This is a genomic window from Jatrophihabitans sp., from assembly GCA_036399055.1.
Taxonomy (GTDB): domain Bacteria; phylum Actinomycetota; class Actinomycetes; order Mycobacteriales; family Jatrophihabitantaceae; genus Jatrophihabitans_A.
Window position 1 is genome coordinate 51,288 of record DASWNX010000033.1, and the last position, 16,142, is coordinate 67,429.

At 69.4% G+C, this 16,142-nt stretch carries 15 protein-coding genes and 1 tRNA gene; 6 read left to right on the plus strand and 10 right to left on the minus strand.

The features are described 5' to 3' along the window. Positions 1 to 109: 109 nt before the first annotated feature. From VGB75_14950 to VGB75_14960, 3 genes are read right to left on the minus strand one after another with little or no spacing between them, the layout of a single operon-like run. Positions 110 to 817: an LUD domain-containing protein gene (locus VGB75_14950; GenBank protein HEY0168338.1), complete on the minus strand. Its 708-nt coding sequence runs from the start codon at positions 815 to 817 to the stop codon at positions 110 to 112. Continuing rightward, positions 814 to 2,271: a LutB/LldF family L-lactate oxidation iron-sulfur protein gene (locus VGB75_14955; GenBank protein HEY0168339.1), complete on the minus strand. Its 1,458-nt coding sequence runs from the start codon at positions 2,269 to 2,271 to the stop codon at positions 814 to 816. The genes VGB75_14950 and VGB75_14955 overlap by 4 nt, the downstream gene beginning before the upstream one ends. 11 nt (positions 2,272 to 2,282) lie before the next feature. Next, a complete protein-coding gene (locus VGB75_14960) occupies positions 2,283 to 3,029 on the minus strand; it encodes a (Fe-S)-binding protein (protein HEY0168340.1) in 747 nt (248 codons plus the stop codon). A gap of 335 nt (positions 3,030 to 3,364) precedes the next feature. On the opposite strand from VGB75_14960, the gene VGB75_14965 reads away from it, so the two are divergent. Both VGB75_14965 and tcmP read left to right on the plus strand, forming a co-directional pair. Further along, positions 3,365 to 5,083, plus strand: coding sequence for a S8 family serine peptidase (locus VGB75_14965; protein ID HEY0168341.1), 1,719 nt, complete (start codon positions 3,365 to 3,367; stop codon positions 5,081 to 5,083). 578 nt (positions 5,084 to 5,661) lie between these two features. After that, complete coding sequence (gene tcmP, locus VGB75_14970) at positions 5,662 to 6,822, plus strand: three-Cys-motif partner protein TcmP (protein ID HEY0168342.1); 1,161 nt, start codon at positions 5,662 to 5,664, stop codon at positions 6,820 to 6,822. Positions 6,823 to 7,493: 671 nt separating this feature from the next. Here the strand turns inward: tcmP and VGB75_14975 are convergent. Then, positions 7,494 to 8,246 carry a phage Gp37/Gp68 family protein gene (locus VGB75_14975; protein HEY0168343.1) on the minus strand — a complete coding sequence of 251 codons (753 nt, stop codon included), beginning with the start codon at positions 8,244 to 8,246 and terminating at the stop codon, positions 7,494 to 7,496. A 265-nt stretch (positions 8,247 to 8,511) separates the two neighbouring features. Here VGB75_14975 and VGB75_14980 point away from each other — a divergent pair, with 265 nt between their 5' ends. Beyond that, positions 8,512 to 8,670, plus strand: coding sequence for a hypothetical protein (locus VGB75_14980; GenBank protein HEY0168344.1), 159 nt, complete (start codon positions 8,512 to 8,514; stop codon positions 8,668 to 8,670). On the opposite strand, the gene VGB75_14985 is transcribed toward VGB75_14980, so the two are convergent. After that, positions 8,649 to 8,724 (minus strand) — tRNA-Thr (locus VGB75_14985). The genes VGB75_14980 and VGB75_14985 overlap by 22 nt on opposite strands. 164 nt (positions 8,725 to 8,888) lie before the next feature. Between VGB75_14985 and VGB75_14990 the strand changes: the two genes are divergently transcribed. Next, complete coding sequence (locus tag VGB75_14990) at positions 8,889 to 9,575, plus strand: lysophospholipid acyltransferase family protein (GenBank protein ID HEY0168345.1); 687 nt, start codon at positions 8,889 to 8,891, stop codon at positions 9,573 to 9,575. A 40-nt stretch (positions 9,576 to 9,615) separates the two neighbouring features. Continuing rightward, positions 9,616 to 10,161 (plus strand): GNAT family N-acetyltransferase, encoded by a 546-nt coding sequence (locus VGB75_14995; protein ID HEY0168346.1) that lies wholly within the window; start codon positions 9,616 to 9,618, stop codon positions 10,159 to 10,161. A 141-nt stretch (positions 10,162 to 10,302) separates the two neighbouring features. Here the strand turns inward: VGB75_14995 and VGB75_15000 are convergent, their stop codons facing one another. Continuing rightward, positions 10,303 to 11,061 (minus strand): lysozyme, encoded by a 759-nt coding sequence (locus VGB75_15000; GenBank protein HEY0168347.1) that lies wholly within the window; start codon positions 11,059 to 11,061, stop codon positions 10,303 to 10,305. 325 nt (positions 11,062 to 11,386) lie between these two features. Between VGB75_15000 and ugpC the strand changes: the two genes are divergently transcribed. Continuing rightward, positions 11,387 to 12,502, plus strand: a complete 1,116-nt coding sequence (ugpC, locus tag VGB75_15005) for a sn-glycerol-3-phosphate ABC transporter ATP-binding protein UgpC (GenBank protein ID HEY0168348.1) — start codon at positions 11,387 to 11,389, stop codon at positions 12,500 to 12,502. An 88-nt stretch (positions 12,503 to 12,590) separates the two neighbouring features. Here ugpC and VGB75_15010 read toward each other — a convergent pair whose 3' ends face one another. From VGB75_15010 to rlmB, 4 genes are all read right to left on the minus strand, one after another. After that, a complete protein-coding gene (locus VGB75_15010) occupies positions 12,591 to 13,469 on the minus strand; it encodes a sucrase ferredoxin (GenBank protein HEY0168349.1) in 879 nt (292 codons plus the stop codon). Then, complete coding sequence (locus VGB75_15015) at positions 13,462 to 14,691, minus strand: cupin domain-containing protein (protein HEY0168350.1); 1,230 nt, start codon at positions 14,689 to 14,691, stop codon at positions 13,462 to 13,464. Before VGB75_15015 ends, VGB75_15010 begins: the two co-directional genes overlap by 8 nt. A 37-nt stretch (positions 14,692 to 14,728) precedes the next feature. Then, entirely contained in the window at positions 14,729 to 14,989 is a 261-nt protein-coding gene (locus VGB75_15020; protein ID HEY0168351.1) for a hypothetical protein, read from the minus strand. Positions 14,990 to 15,173: 184 nt separating this feature from the next. Next, positions 15,174 to 16,139 carry a 23S rRNA (guanosine(2251)-2'-O)-methyltransferase RlmB gene (gene rlmB / locus VGB75_15025; protein ID HEY0168352.1) on the minus strand — a complete coding sequence of 322 codons (966 nt, stop codon included), beginning with the start codon at positions 16,137 to 16,139 and terminating at the stop codon, positions 15,174 to 15,176. Positions 16,140 to 16,142: the final 3 nt, after the last annotated feature.

Consider the following 16,142-nt stretch of genomic DNA (forward strand, 5'->3'; position numbering starts at 1 on the left):
GGCACGCCTATTGGCCGGGCGCACCCACACGCATCCTCGAGCCTGCGCAAGATCGCGCATTTCGCCCTGCCCGACGAAGTGCGCACGAGGGAACAAGTGGCCGCCCTTCTCAGGCGAGGGCACCCTCGGAGTCGATCAGGATCACGTCGAGCGTGCGCGGACCGTGCACGCCCTCGACGCGGTGAAGCTCGATGTCGCTGGTCGCGCTGGGACCGCTGATCCAGGTGAGCGGCCGCCCCGCGTCGAGCTGGGCCAGGGCCTCGGGCACCCCTGCGACGATCTGCTCGCACTCGAGCACGATAAGCAGGTAGTCCGGCACCAGGCTGAGAGCCCGGCGGCCCTGGCCCGGCCCGGCGTCGAGCACGATGGTCCCGGTCTCGGCGATGGCAAGCGCGCAGGTGCACAGCACGCCGTCGATCCGGTCCAGCTGCACAGGCGTCAACGCCTCATCGGCGCGACGCTCAGCGCTGGTGTCAATCAGCCACCGCTCAGGAAAACCGTCGGGAACCAGCACCGATTCAATGCGATGCCGACTCAGCCGCTGCGCCAGCACGGCGGCGACGCCGGCCGGCTCGCACCGGGTGACGGTGGCGCGGTAGTCGACCAGCCGATCGATCAGCAGGTCCGCCAACCCCGCCCGGTGCGCCGGGCCGGCAGGAGCGCCGCCAGCGGGATCGCCCGCGCTAACCTCGCCGGCCCGGCGGTAGCGCCGCGGTAGCGCCGCGGGAGCGCTGACCTCCCCGGCGCCGGGGGCCGGGCCGCGAACCGGCGCCAGAGCGGCGCTGATCCTGGCCAGCACCTCGTCGCGGGCCGTCATCGCTGCTCGGACCACCAGTCGCGAAACGACTGCGCCGGCGGCTGCGGCAGATCCCTAGAGTTCACCCAGGACGACAGCGGCGGCGGCAACAGGCGGCGCCCCGCGCCGGACCTGCTGAGCCGGGACAGCTGAGCCAGCCGGCCCAGTCGAGCGGCGCGCAGCAGCCACGTCCAGCGCCGGCGACCTCGCATCGCCCAGGACGCTGCCGCCATGCCGGCTGCCTCAGCGGTGGGCAGCCGGTGGCCAGCCGCCTTGTCCTGGTTGACCCGGTCGCGCAAGTGCACCAACATCGTCGGGATGTCGATGGCCACCGGGCAGACGTCGTAACACGCCCCGCACAGCGTGGAGGCGAACGGCAGGCTGGCGTTGTCGGCCACTCCGGTCAGCTGGGGAGACAGCACCGCCCCGATGGGCCCGGGGTACACCGAGCCGTAGGCGTGGCCGCCGGTGCGTTCATAGACCGGGCAGACGTTGAGGCAGGCCGAGCACCGGATGCACCGCAGGGCAGCCCGGCCCTGCTCGTCGGCCAGCGTGGCGGTGCGGCCATTGTCCAACAGGACAAGGTGAAACTCTTTCGGCCCGTCGCCGGGATGCACGCCGGTCCAGATGGAGGTGTAGGGGTTCATCCGCTCGCCGGTGGAAGACCGCGGCAACAGCTGCAGAAACACCTCTAGATCAGTGAAGCTGGGCACCAGTTTCTCGATGCCCATCACGGTGATCAGGGTCTCCGGCAGCGTCAGGCACATCCGGCCGTTGCCCTCGGACTCCACGATCACCAGGGCGCCGGTTTCGGCGACCGCGAAGTTCGCGCCGCTGATCGCCACCTTGGCGCTCAGGAACTTCTGCCGCAGGTACCGGCGGGCCGCCTCGGCCAGCGCGGCCGGCTCATCGGTCAACTCCGGGTCGACACCGGCCATCTCGGACAGGAAGATGTCACGGATCTCGCTGCGGTTGCGGTGGATCGCGGGAACCAGGATGTGGCTGGGCCGGTCGTGTCCCAGTTGCACGATGAGCTCGGCCAGGTCGGTCTCGAACGCCAAAATGCCAGCCGCTTCGAGAGCCTCGTTCAGGCCGATCTCCTGGGTGGCCATCGACTTGACCTTCACGACCTCGCGTGAGCCCGTCGCCATTACCAGCTCGGTGACGATCCGGTTGGCTTCGGCGGCATCTCGCGCCCAGTGCACCACCCCGCCCCGCTCGGTGACCCGCGCCTCGAGCTGTGACAGGTAGCTGTCCAGGTTGGCCAGCACCTCGTCCTTGATCGCCGCGGCGGCGGCCCGCAGCTCCTGCCAGTCCTGGACCTCTGCCACCACCGCGGCCCGTTTGGCGCGGATGGCGCCGGTGGCGTTGGCCAGATTGCGCCGGAGCTGGGGGTTGGCCAGCGCGGCCTCGGCGGCGTCGGGAAACGACTGCTCACCGCGCAGCTGCCCCACTCCGGGCGGAGCGGTCGGCATGCCCAGGTACGTCATACCAGCGCCGGCTCGGACCGGGTGCTGGCCAGAATCTGCGCCAGATGCAGGGTGCGGGCGCCGACGTGCAGCCGGGACAGCCCACCGCCGATGTGCATCAGACACGAGGAGTCCCCTGCTGAGCAGACCGTCGCCTCGCTCGCCCGGACCGCGGCGACCTTGTCGGCCAGCATCGCCGCCGACACCGCGCTGTTCTTCAGGGCGAAGGTCCCTCCGAAGCCGCAACAGGAGTCCGCGGCGGCCAGTTCGACGAGCTCGATGTCGGCAACGGCTCGCAACAGGGCCATCGGCTTGTCGCCGACCCGCAGCAGCCGCAACGAGTGGCAGGTCGGGTGGTAGGCGACCCGGTGCGGAAAGTGCGCGCCGACGTCGGTGACGCCGGCGACGTCGACCAGGAATTCCGACAGCTCGTAGGTGCGCGCGGCGACCGCCTCGGCGGCCACGGCAAGCCGCTCGTCGCCGAACCGGCGCGCGGTGTCGGCGTGCTGGTGCCGGATCGAGCCGGTGCATGACCCACTCGGCGCCACGATGGCCTCGAAGTCGGCGAACACCTGAGCCTGACGACGGATCAACGGCAGGGCCTCAGCGGGATAACCGGTGTTCAGGTGCATCTGGCCGCAGCAGGACTGCTCCTGCGGAAACACCACCTCGTGCCCCAGCCGCCGCAACAGCCGCACCGTAGCCCGGGCGACGTCGGGAAACAGCCCGTCAACCAGGCAGGTCGCGAACAGCGCGACTCTCATCGACGGCCTCCTCGCGCGGTTGCGGGGTCTGCAAGGCGACGATACCTCGCTCCCATCGCTGGCCACCCGGCCCGTCATGCGGGATTTACTTGGGTTTGGGCTGTTCCTGCCGACTGCAATAGCGACGCTGCGGGCGAGGCCGCGCGCTACACGCAGCGCCCACCAGTCAGGTGCTGACCGTTCCGCAGTCAGCGGCCGCATGGGACCAGCACCTGGCCCTGTCGCGGAAGCCCTTGTCCGGCCAATTCGCCAGGGGTTCCTATTTTGTTACCCAGTGCCTAGATTGACGCTAGGTGGGGCGCCTTCGCGCCCCGAAGGAGAGGGACAACCCCGATATGCGCAGATCCCGGATCATCGTCGCGGCAGTGGCCGTGGCATTGGCCGTGCCGGCACTGGCCGTGAGCAGTGCTGGCGCCACGTCACAGAACGCCGATCACCAGTCCGACCAGGGCGCGGCGACGTCCTACGTCGTGCTCACCCAGGCCGGCGAGTCAGCCCAGACGCTGGCTGAGCAGTTGCGCGCCGACGGCGCGAGCGTCACCTCGGTCAACGAGGCGATCGGACTGCTCACGGTCACCTCGCGCAACACCGGGTTCGTCTCCCGGACCCGTGGGCTGGCCGGCGTCGAGGGCGTCGGCCGCGACCGCTCGATCGGCTCCCATCCCGAGGCAGCCGGCCCGCGCGACGCAGTCGAGAACGAGGCCCAACTGGCCGCCGTCGCCGGCAACGCGCCTGCCGCGGCCACCTCGGCACGGCCCGGCGACCCGCTGGACAGCCTGTTGTGGGGCATGGACATGATCAACGCTCCCGCCGCGCACCAGATCGAGCGAGGCGACCACCGGGTCACCGTCGGCATCCTCGACACCGGGATCGACGGCGACCACCCCGACCTGCACTCCAACTTCAGCAAGAAGCTGTCGCGCAACTTCACCACCGACATCGTCGACATCGACGGCCCGTGCGAGTTCGCCGGCTGCGTCGACCCGGCGAACTGGGACGACAGCGGGCACGGCACCCACACCGCCGGCACTGTCGCGGCCGCGCTCAACGGCATGGGCCTCAGCGGCGTGGCGCCCGGCGTCACGCTGGTCAACATCCGGGCCGGCCAGGACAGCGGCTACTTCTTCCTGGGCCCGGTCACCAGCGCCCTCACCTACGCCGGCGACGCCGGCCTCGACGTGGTGAACATGTCGTTCTACCTCGACCCGTGGCTCTACAACTGCGCAGGCGGAGCGCCGGAGGACAGTGCCAGCGCGGCGGCCGATCAGGACGTTGCCATCGAGGCGATCACCCGTGCGATCAACTACGCCAACGGCCACGACGTCACGCTGGTCGGCTCGCTGGGCAACAACCACGAGGACCTGTCCCAGCCGCGCCATGACGTCTCCAGCCCGGACTACGGCGCCGACCCCTACGAGCGCACGATCGACAACGCCACCTGCCACATCTTCCCGGTCGAGGGCCCCAACGTCATCGGCGTCTCCTCGCTCGGCCCGTCGGGCAAGAAGTCGGACTTCTCCAACTACACCACCGACCTCACCTCCGGTGAGATCGAGGTGTCGGCTCCCGGTGGCTGGTTCCGCGACGGCTTCGGCACGCCGACCTACCGCGCCAACGGCAACCAGATCCTGTCCACGGCGCCGACCCACATCCTGCAGAACTCAGGCCAGGTCGACGCCTCCGGCAACATCACCCCGGCCGGCGTGGCCGCCGGTGTGCAGAAGGCGTGCGACGACGAGGGCAAGTGCGGCTTCTACCGCTACCTCCAGGGCACCTCGATGGCAGCGCCGCACGCCACCGGTGTCGCCGCCCTCGCGATCAGCGCCCACGGGCACAAGGACGCCAGCCCCGCTCGCGGGTTCACCTGGGAGCCGGCCTCGGTGGCGGCTCTGCTGGCCGCCACCGCGACCGACCACGCGTGCCCCGCTGGTGGAGTCCAGTCCTACACCCAAGAGGGACGCTCGGCGGAGTTCACCGCCACCTGCGTCGGGACGCCGGAGTTCAACGGCTTCTACGGCGCGGGCATCGTCAACGCCCTGGGAGTCGTCCAGTAAGTAGATGTGACCGGCCTCGGCCGGAAGTGCACGAGCGCGGCGGCGACCTGAGGTCGCCGCCGCGTTCGTCTGTCACCGGCTGCGGCAAGCGTGGCGACTGTTCCCGGTGACCTGTCAGGATCGCCCAGCAGCCAGGATCGCCCAGCAGTCAGGATCGGCACCCCAGTGGGGACGGCGCCTGCCGAGCTCGAAGTGAGCCGACAAGGAGACTTGAACTCCTAACCGCCCGATTACAAGTCGGTTAGGGGTTGAATCCGCACGTGTGTCATCTGCCGGGACCCGAGGGTGCCCTATACGGTTTGCAGAGGTGTAGCGGGGTGTTACACCCCCGTCCCGTCAAGGAGCAGACCCGTCGTGCTATGCGTACAACCGGTCCCACGTCCAGGGGCCGGACCCGCAACCCACCAGTCTCGACCCTGACGGGCTGCCCTTCGTGCTCGATGACGACAGGTGCCCCGTCGAAGACCTGAACGCCTGGCTCCGCTCGCTGCGCGAGCGGACCCGAGGTGAATCGCGCAGGTAATCGGTGCTGTCGCCGTCCTATGGCACGCTTTGCTCAGAATAGTGAGGGGACACGCATGGCGACGGGGGCCAGAGATAAGTATTGGTCGGAGCAGGCGTTACCCAGCGTCTTCAAGCACACCCTGCTCGACAAGTACGTGCCCCCGTTCGCCGGGATGACTGGCTCAATTGGGCGTCGGGTTGTCTACCTCGATGGCTACGCCGGACGAGGGCGGTACGCCAACGGCACGCCCGCGTCTGCCGAGAAGATCATGATGGTCGCGCAGAAGCAGTTTGAGAGCGTTGGCCTCGCCTGGACCTGTTTTTTCGTTGAGCAAGATGCAGAATCAGCCCGCGTTCTGCACGGAGTTGTCTCCGAGTACGTCGCCAAGGGCGTGACCGCCCACGCCCACCGGGGAGACGTGCAGGACATCCTCGACCGAGTGGTCACCTCAGCCGTCGGATGCCCCTTGTTCCTGTTCCTGGACCCCTGCGGGCTGGGACTGCCGTTTGACCGGATGAGCGGGCTCCTCAACGGTGAGCGCAAGAAGGGCTGGCCGCCCACTGAGTTTCTGCTCAATTTCAGCCTGGAAGCCGTTCGCCGGATCGGCGGACACGTCACCGCCAGCCAGCCTAACGAGGCGACGCTGAGGCGGATGGACGGCACCGTGGGCGGCCCCTGGTGGCGCGAGCACTTCGCGGGTGGAGTTACCGACAACGCCGTCGAGGCAGTCGTTGCTGGCTTCTCCCGGCGCCTGTCCACCGCGACAGGAATGGATCTGGTGCCGGTTCCGGTGCGGCGAGCCCCCACACACAAGCCGGTCTACGACCTCATCTTCGGCACCCGCGCACCGCACGGCCTTTGGGTGTTCGGCGACGCGGTCGCGCGTAGCACGCAGGCGTGGTGGGACACCCTTGAGGAGGTCGAGGTGGACGCCCAGGCTGAGGAAGACCAGGGCTCGCTGTTCACCACCACGGCCATCGTCCGCCCCGTCCTAGAGACGGTCGAGGAGGCCGCCCTGCCGGTTATCGCCGACAACCTGCGGACACTCCTGCGCTCCTACCCTGCCGGGTTTCGAGTGGTCGACCACACCAAGGCCGTGTTCGGCGGCTTCTACGGGCAGGTCCGGGAGTCGGTGGTCCGGAAAGCGGTCAAGGCGCTGCACCAGCAGGGCGGCACCGCCGCTACCGGCGTCGGCGGCAAGACCCGAGAGCTGGTCGTCTTGCCTCCGACTTAGTTCAGCCGCAACCGCAACCAGTAGCCCGAGCAGCATGAAGGACAACCGCCCGATTCCGGTCGCTGCTCTCCAGACTTGGCGATGAGCCCGACGGGTCAGTCGTTGCCATAGTCGTCCTGGCTGCCAGCGATTGGGACCAGTGACGGGGAAGTTCCCACCCACCGGTGCGAGCATGCCGTGGAGTCGATGCGCCACGGCTTTCCGACCCTTGCAGGAGGGGAAGGTCAGATTGCCATCGTTATCTGCGGCACGGCGACGAGCGTCGGCGAGCGGAGACAAAAGCCGCCTTGCCGGGCAACTCCAGCGCCAGGAAGGCCTAGAGCGCACGTTCGTCGAAGGTTCGGTTCGTAAGCGCCCATGGCGTGGTTCAGGACAACCGCGCCTTGTTCCACAGCGCGTCCGCGTCCTATTGCAAGGTCACAAGAGCACCTGCTGCGATCGGCCACCCGGTAGGACGGAGTTCGCTCACCGGGTCATCTTCCGGCCACATGGGAACCTCGGCCGAACCCAGCGGCTCGTCTCAGCCCGGACGAGGGGCTCCGGACCAGTGGCCCAACCCTCCCCCGCGCCACCCCGGCCAACAGAATCAAGTCGATGAACACCACCCTGCACCCCCGTTCGCAGGAGGTCATCTATCCAAGCACCAGCGTCGGTCCCGCCGGACAGGGGAACTAGGCCGTCGTTAGTCGCGTTGCGGGCATCTCATCCCAGATCAGGCCCTCGAGCGTGCGCCCACCGGCCTTCGGTGTACGACCACCCCACTGCTTGAAGAAAAACGGCAATCGCGCTGACTGGCAGGCATCCCGCAAGTTGATGACCCACTCCGGGTCCAGCGGCCGGTGCCCTGAGCCGCTCTCGCCACCGGCGATAACCCAATGAATCCCCGCCAGATTGATGTCATCGAGTGGCCCAAGAAGCGGCTCGCAGGACAGAAAGCGAACGGCCGCAGGAACGCCGCGCAGGTCATCGATCCGGTTGAGCACGTCGCTGTTCTCCACACTGACGCCCATCCATACGTTGTCCGGCCAATCCAACTGGTCAGCGACCTTCCGCAGGCGAGCGGCGCGCTTGGTGAGCACTTGGTAGGTGTGCTGTGGCGTCGCGGCCATGACCTCGAAGACCTGGCGAACGAAGTCGAGCGGAACGCGGGCGTGGAACAGGTCGCTCATCGAGTTCACGAAGACCACGCGCGGCTGACCCCAAGAGAAAGGCGCCGAGAGAGCCTGCGGGTGCACGGTCACGTCGAACCCCGGACCACTGCTGCGTGGATCTCCGTCGTTCTGGTACTTCTCGGCACCCATGGCCTTCAGCCGCTTGGCCAGCGTCAGCGCGTAGCAGTTGTCGCAACCCACCGATACTCGGTCACAGCCGGTCGTGGGGTTCCAGGTAACTTCGGTCCACTCGATAGCACTCTTGCTCGCCACGTCTCCACCCCCTCGATGATCTCGGACTCCTGGACGCTACCGGCAGCGCCCACGTCCCTCCGGGACGCCACGAACGTAGGTGGAAGGTCCGACAAAAGTTCACAACCGTGCTGGCTGCCGCGTGCACTGGTTACCGTGACGGGGGCGCATGGGGGCAGTGATCGATTCGTGCCCTCGCTGTCGAGATGCCCGGCCAGCGTCTCGGCGAAGCGTTCTGCGACGGCGAGTTGCCTCGTAGAGCCGTCACCCGCGCGATCCCCGCCTCATGGACGACAGTAGCCCGGTCGAGCAGGTCTTCGCGGTCGCCAAGGGTGTTGACAAGATCGTGCCCTTGTTCATGTCCAAGCACCAACCGCCCGGCATCAGGGATCTTCAAGTCATGAAGACCGCAGGGGCTGGCAGTGGAGCCGACGAGGAGACTTGAACTCCTAACCGCCCGATTACAAGTCGGGTGCGCTACCAATTGCGCCACGCCGGCCGGCGCGGACGCACCGCCCGCGAGCCTCGACCATCCTAGTCCGGCAGCGTTGCCTCCGGCCGGTGCGGCCGGGACCTGAGCGCGCTCACCCGCCCCACCCCGGGCGGTGAGCGCCTGGACCGGTTCGGGTACGAATGTCCTCGACAACCCCCAGGGAGCAGCGAATGAGCCGAGCGCACCGACCCAAGGCCGGTTTCTGGATCAGGCTGTGCGCCGTGATCATCGGCCCACTGACCACGCTGCTGTTCAAGATCCGCTGGCACCACCTGGACCGGATGCCGGCGCACGGCGGCGTCCTGGTGGCGGTCAACCACATCTCCCAGGCCGACACCGCGACCATGGCGTGGATGATCTGGCAGTCCGGGCGGATCCCCCGCTTTCTGATCAAGTCGAGCGTGTTCGGCTGGCCGATCCTGGGACCGATCATGACCGGCGGCGGTCAGATACCGGTCTACCGCTCCGGTAGCCAGGCCGCCGACTCGCTGCGACCCGCCGAGCAGGCGCTGCGCGACGGCGAGTGCGTGGTCATCTATCCCGAGGGCACCATCACCGCCGACCCCGACTACTGGCCGATGCAGGCCAAGACCGGCGTGGCCCGGCTGGCCCTGGCCTGCCCAGACGTCCCGGTCATTCCGATCGGCCAGTGGGGAGCGCACCGGACGCTCGGACGGGGCGGACGGTTCCGGCCATTTCCACGGCGCCGGCACGAGGCCATCGTCGGTGAGCCGGTCGAGCTGGGCAAGTACCGCGACGTCGAGCCGACCGCTGAGGTGCTGCGGGCGGTCACCGACGAGATCATGGCCGCCGTGACAGCACAGGTGGAGCGCCTGCGCGCGGCGCCCGACAGGTAATTCACTCGCCTGAGGCGCCGATTCCCGCCACGATCAGGCCATGCCTGACCTGCTGCCGCCCAGCGCCGCGCTGGCGCCGTCCTTCCTATCCGCGATGGCCGACTTCGCCGCCGAGGGCCGGGGCAGCCCGCAGGATGACAGCGCGCTCGGCCGCCACCTGACCCGCTTTGCCGCGCAGTGGCACACCCCGCAGGGATTCGAGCGGTTTCTGGCCGAGTTGCGCAGGGAGGGCGACACCTCAGCGCCCCCGCCGCCGGACTGGGTGCACACCAGCACCTACTGGTGGGCCGAGGGAACGCGGTTTCTGGGCAGCATTCGGATCCGGCACGAGCTGACACCGCGAGTGCTCGAATCCGCCGGGCACATCGGTTACGACATCGCGCCCGCGGCACGTCGGCGCGGTCATGGCACCGCGATGTTGCGGGCCGCCCTGCCGATCGCGGCCGGCATGGGCATCGAGCAGGCGTTGATCACCTGCGACGTCGACAACGTCGGCTCGCGCAAGGTGATCGAGGCCAACGGCGGCGTGCTCGAAGACGAGCGGGACGGCAAGCTGCGGTTCTGGGCGCCTACCCACGTCGGCTGATCACGGCACAGGCGCACAACGCCGCACGGGCGGTCACCGGAATCCGGTGACCGCCCGCGGGTCTCACAGTGGTCTGACGTGCTGACCGGCTCAGTGCCGGCCTACTGGTTCAAGCTTTCGACCAGTCAGGAGCTGGCCGGGTCAGTGCGGGTTGGTGGCCAGCGCCTGCAACTGCGTGTACGCGCCGTTGAAGTAGTTCTGGTCGCCCGGGTAGATGCCGGAGTCCGAGTACTGCCACATGGTCCAGGTGGCGCTGCCTGCCGGCGGGGTGGGCGGGGTCGAGCTGTACCTGGCGATCCAGAACGGGTTGGTGGCCGCGAAGGCGCTGGTGTTGCCGGTGCAGGTCGTCCACCAGTCCAGGGTCGTGTAGATCATCGGGTACTTGTTGGTGCGGTAGTGCACCCGGTCGGAGAAGGCCTTGATCCAGCTGATCATCGAGGCCCGCGACAGTCCGAAGCAGGTGGCGCCGTAGGGGTTGTACTCGATGTCCAGCGCAGGCGGCAGGGTCCTGCCGTCGCCGGACCAGCCACCGCCGTTGTTGACGAAGTAGTCGGCCTGCGTGGCGCCGCCGGAGTTGTTCGGCAGCGCGAAGTGGTAAGCGCCGCGGATCATGCCCACGTTGTAAGAGCCGTTGTACTGCTGGGCGAAGTAGGGGTTCTTGTAGCTGGTGCCCTCGGTCGCCTTGACGTAGGCGAACCGAGCGCCGTTGGCCCACGCGGTCGACCAGGCGACGTTGCCCTGGTGACCGGAGACGTCCATGCCGTTGACGTAGGTCGCCGCGCTCGCCTGCGAGGCGCCGAGGGTGAGGGCTGCCACCATTCCTGCGCCGACGGTCACGGCGGCCAGAACGGCGCCGAGCTTGGTGCGCGCCCGGGCGGCACGTGGCTGTACTCCGAACATAGTGTCTCCTTCTCGAGGGGGAGCGACGGGGATCGCATCGCCAATAAGGACATATAACCGATTCATAGTCAACTCGTAAGAATCACTTGGAATTAACGCAAGTTCGAGGGTGGTTTCCGGAAGCGTTTGCGACTCGCAGCGCTGGCGTCCTTGACTGCCTGCTCGGCAACTGCGCTAATGAGATGTCCAGACCGCTATGCCGGTCGGGGTCGCCGCCTTCGATCGGTGGAGGCGGATCCCCGGCGCCGACCGGAATGCCGTGAGGCTCGCGCAGCCGCGAGAGCCCGTACCCGGTGCGGTCACACAACACCGAGAGGAAACTGGCATGGCCGAAGTTCAGTACGTCGAGGCCTCACGTCTCTACCCCGGAAACCCGGTCCCCGCAGTCAACCGGCTCAACCTCGATGTCGCCGACGGCGAGTTCGTCGTCCTGGTGGGCCCGTCCGGATCAGGCAAGTCGACCGCCCTGCGGATGCTCGCCGGCCTTGAGGACGTCGACCAGGGTGAGATCCGGATCGGCGGCGTCGACGTCTCGCAGAAGCCGCCGAAGGACCGCGACATCGCGATGGTGTTCCAGAACTACGCCCTGTACCCGCACATGTCCGTCGCCGAGAACATGGGTTTCGCCTTGAAGCTCAAGGGCGTCTCCAAGGACGAGCGGGCCTCGAAGGTGCTGGCCGCGGCGAAGCTGCTCGACCTGGAGCCCTACCTTGACCGCAAGCCCAAGGCGCTGTCCGGTGGTCAGCGTCAGCGGGTCGCGATGGGCCGTGCGATCGTCCGCGAGCCCAGCGTGTTCCTGATGGACGAGCCACTGTCCAACCTCGACGCCAAGCTCCGGGTGGAGACCCGCGCCAACATCGCGGCGCTGCAGGCCCGGCTCGGCACCACCACGATCTACGTCACCCACGACCAGGTCGAGGCCATGACGATGGGCGACCGGGTGGCGCTGCTCAAGGACGGCATCCTGCAGCAGGTCGACACCCCGCGCAATCTCTATGACAGCCCCGGAAACGCGTTCGTGGCCGGCTTCATCGGGTCACCGGCGATGAACCTGGTCAAGGTGCCGTTCGGCGACAACGGCGCCGAGCTGGGCGGCCTCACCATCCCCATCAAGCCGGACGCCGCGGCCGCCGCGCGCGCCGCGGGGCTCAAGGAAGTCATCCTCGGCATCCGTCCGGAGTCCTTCCACGTCTCCGAGTCGGGCCAGGGCCTCAAGCTCAAGGCGACGCTGGTCGAGGAGCTGGGCGCCGACGCTTTCGTCTACGGCGAGCTGCCGGGCACCAAGACTCACGACGTGGGCGACGACGGCGGGGCCAAGCCGTTCACCGTCCGCTTCGACGGCCGGGTGCCTCCGAAGATCGGCAACGAGATCACCCTCGATGTCCGCACCGAGGAGACCCACGCGTTCAACCCCGAGACCGGTGAGCGCCTCGGCGCGTAAGGCCCGCCGCTAGAAGGACAGCAGAGGGGGACGTCGGCTCGCCGCCGGCGTCCCCTTCTTCTTCGGTCTTCTCACAGTCACGACTGGGTCAGTCGGCCCGCAGCCACAGCGGGCGGTAGCTGATCGGCACCTTGGTCTTGGTGTCCCTGCAGGTGAGAATCGCTGGCGCACCGGTCACCCGCTGCACCGCGACCGTGCACGAGCCGCCCGGCACCGCCAGCCGCACCAGTTGCACGTCAGGCGGCGAGCCCTGCACCTGCAGCAGCCGCACCACGCCCACCGCCGCCAAACCGAGCTCTCGCTGGGCATGCACCACTGCGGCCTGCGCGGCGGGCGGCAGCCCGATCTGGCCACGCAGCCGATCAGGCAGCACCTGTCCGGCCTCGGTCGCCGACGCCAGGGCGACCGGGTCTGAGATCCGGCCGTAGAGCTGCCCGGTGGGCAGCACCAGGACGTTGGCAGCGAACCGGTCGCCTCCGACGTGGCTGCATTCCCACGCCCGGCCAGGGTGTCGCTGGGCGAGCGCGGTGGCGATCGGGCGGCCCTCGATGGCGCAGCACATGTCCCGGGTGCCGTGCGCGCACACCGCGTACACCGGCCGGGTGTCCTTGGCCTGCTCGGCCAGCGCCACCGGGTCGAGCCCGAGCAGTTCCTCGGCTGCCCGGTAGGTCCCCCAGACGGCGCCCTGCCGGCCCGGCCGGCAGTCGGCGAACCCCCAGGTGCGCTCGGCCGAAGCTTGATAGCGGCCGGGGCGGCGGATAGCCAGCACCCGGACCCCCTGCTCGCCCAGCGTGCCGATCAGCGACCGCGCGACCCGCGAGTCGAACCGGGAGCCGGCCAGGCCTTCTACCCCCCACCCGCCGGGCTGCTCGACGAGCAGGATCCGGTTGGCGGGAAAGGCGGTGCCGAGCATCTCATCACTCCGGGCGGCCGCTGCCAGCACGCACCGGTTCGGCCGGTCAAGCACCGCGCTCGGGCACCAGGATCGCTGCGGTGAGCAGCCTGCGGACCAGTGACAGGGCGGCCTCGGAGTCCAGGCCGGGCAGCGTGGCCGCGCTCACCGGCTCGCCGGAGAGCGCCAGCTTGAGCGCGGATTCGGCCGACAGCGGCAGGCTGAGGCTGGTGTCGACGGCCTTGAGCGACAGCGCATCCGGCATCCGCGCCAGCCGGGGCCGCAGGCCTGGCCGCAGCCGGAAGCAAGCCGACGGCGTCAGGGCGGCCAGCGCGGCGAGCTGTGCCATCGGCTCGATCGGCTCCGGTCGGGTGGTGTCGGCCAGCTCGTCGGCGAGCCGGCCGGCCACCTGCGGCAACCGGCCGGCCTCGGCGAATGCGACGAACGCCTGCACCGTCTGGCGCAGCTGGTCAGCCAGCCGCGCCTCGTCGGCCAGGTCGCCGCCCAGCGGCAGCGAGGCGCGCAGGCTCGACTCGCCGGCCGCCTCGGCGAGCAGGTGCTTGAGCAGGTGGTGCCGCGTCACCGGATGCACGCCGACGGTCAGATGGATCGAGGTCTGGCCCTGCGCCACCGCCGAGTGGATGAACCCGCGGGGCAGGTACAGCGCATCGCCGGGCTGCAGCATGAGGTCGAGCAGCGGCGCTTCGGCCGAGCGGGCGGCGACCGCTTCCCGGTGCTGCTCCCAGTCCTGACCGGGCAGCGGGTCGGTGAGCACCGGCCGGTGCGCCACCCAGCGCTTGCGGCCGGCGACCTGAAGCACGAACACGTCGTGAGTGTCGTAGTGCGGGGCGAAGCCCTGGTTCTGCGGCGGGGTCAGGTAACAGTTGATCTGAACCGGATGCCCCAGCTCGGCGCTCAACCTGCTGCCGAAGCGCACCAGCGGCGGCCAGTTGCGGTGCAGCGCCTGCAACACCAGGGTGGCGCCGTCGGCGATCAGTCCTAGCACCTTGTCGTCGGCCACCTGATCGCTCACGCCGGCGCCGAGGCCCCCCGCCCTGGTGAAGTCCCGGGCTGGAATCACCTTGCCCTGCTTGGCGAGTCGGATGAAGGGGGTGCGCAGCCCACGCTGGGACAGCAGCTGGTCAATCGCCGCGGTGTCGATCAGATCGGTGTAGTCCGCGCCGCTCTCGGTGGCCGGGGTGAGCAGCGGCTGCCTCGACCAGTGCTCTGCGGCGAACCGCTCCACCGGAATGGCGATGCAACGCGCCAGGGCACTCGGCGAAACCGCAGTGGGCAAGGCGGCGCCGACCGAGCCGGCGCCGCCCAGAGGCTGCTCAGTACTCAGGCGCTGCCGTCCGCGCCGCCGTCGGCACCGCCGTCACCCGCGCCGCCATCGGCTCCGCCGTCACCCGCGCCGCCAGCGCCACCATCCGCGCCACCGTCCGCGCCGCCGTCACCCGCGCCACCGTCCGCGCCGCCATCGGCTCCGCCGTCACCCGCGCCGCCAGCGCCACCGTCCGCGCCACCGTCACCCGCGCCACCGTCCGCGCCGCCGTCGGCGCCACCGTCATGCACACCGGCCACGCCGTCAGCACCGCCGTCAGCGGTTCCTTCGGTCTCCGTCATAGTGCTACTCCTTATCAAGTAGGCAGCTCCGGACAGCCCGGCCGCCAGGTGGGGCCACCTGCTCGCCCAGCCCTTACGCTAGCGGCGAACCGAGGCCGGCGACAATGCGACCGCCGACGCCAGTGGCGCCTGGTCGGCGGCCGGCGTCAGAGGTCAGCGGCCCTGCCTGCGCCGGCGTGCCACCTCGGCCATCGTGACCGCTGCTGCCACCGAGGCGTTCAACGACTCGGCCTGACCCGTCATCGGGATCGACACCGTCACGTCGCAGGTCTCACCGACCAACCGGGACAGGCCACGGCCCTCCGAGCCGACCACGATCACCAGCGGCTCGCCCGCGTTCGGCAGCTCATCGAGGGTGGTGTCGCCGTCGGCGTCCAAGCCGACAACCTGCAGGCCGGCCTTCTGGCAGTCCCGCAACGCCCGCACCAGGTTGGTCACCTGAGCCACCGGGATCCGCGCCGCGGTGCCGGCCGACGTGCGCCAGGCGGTCGCGGTGACTCCGGCCGAGCGCCGGGTCGGCACGATCACGCCCTGCGCGCCGAAGGCGACCGCGGACCGGATGACCGCTCCCAGGTTGCGCGGATCGGTGACCCCGTCCAGAGCCACGAGCAGCGGCGTGGTGGTCGCCGAGGCGACCAGGTCGAGCAGGTCGGGCAGCTCGTCATAGGCGAATGCCGGCACCTGCAGGGCGATGCCCTGGTGCAGGATGCCGCCGGTCCGCCGGTCGATCTCGGACTTGCTGACTTCGAGGATGGGCAGGCCGCGGTCGGCGGCGAGGTGGATCGCCTCGGTCACCCGCTCGTCGGCCTCGATGCCGATCGCGACGTAGAGCACGTTGGCCGGAATCGCCGCCCGCAGCGCCTCGGCGACCGGGTTGCGCCCGACCAGCAGTTCAGGGGCGTCGGAGTTCTTGCCCGCGGTGCCACGGCGGCGAGGCGCGCCCTCGGAGCGGCGCTCCACGGCCGCGGCCCGCCGCGCCGCCGGATGCCCCTTGCGTTCGGTGGCCTTGGGGGTCGGGCCCTTGCCCGCCAAGCCCCGGGCCCTGTTGCCGCCCGAACCTACGGCGGCCCCCTTCTTGCCCTTGCGCACGGCGCCCTTGCGGGCGGAGTTACCTGCCATTGC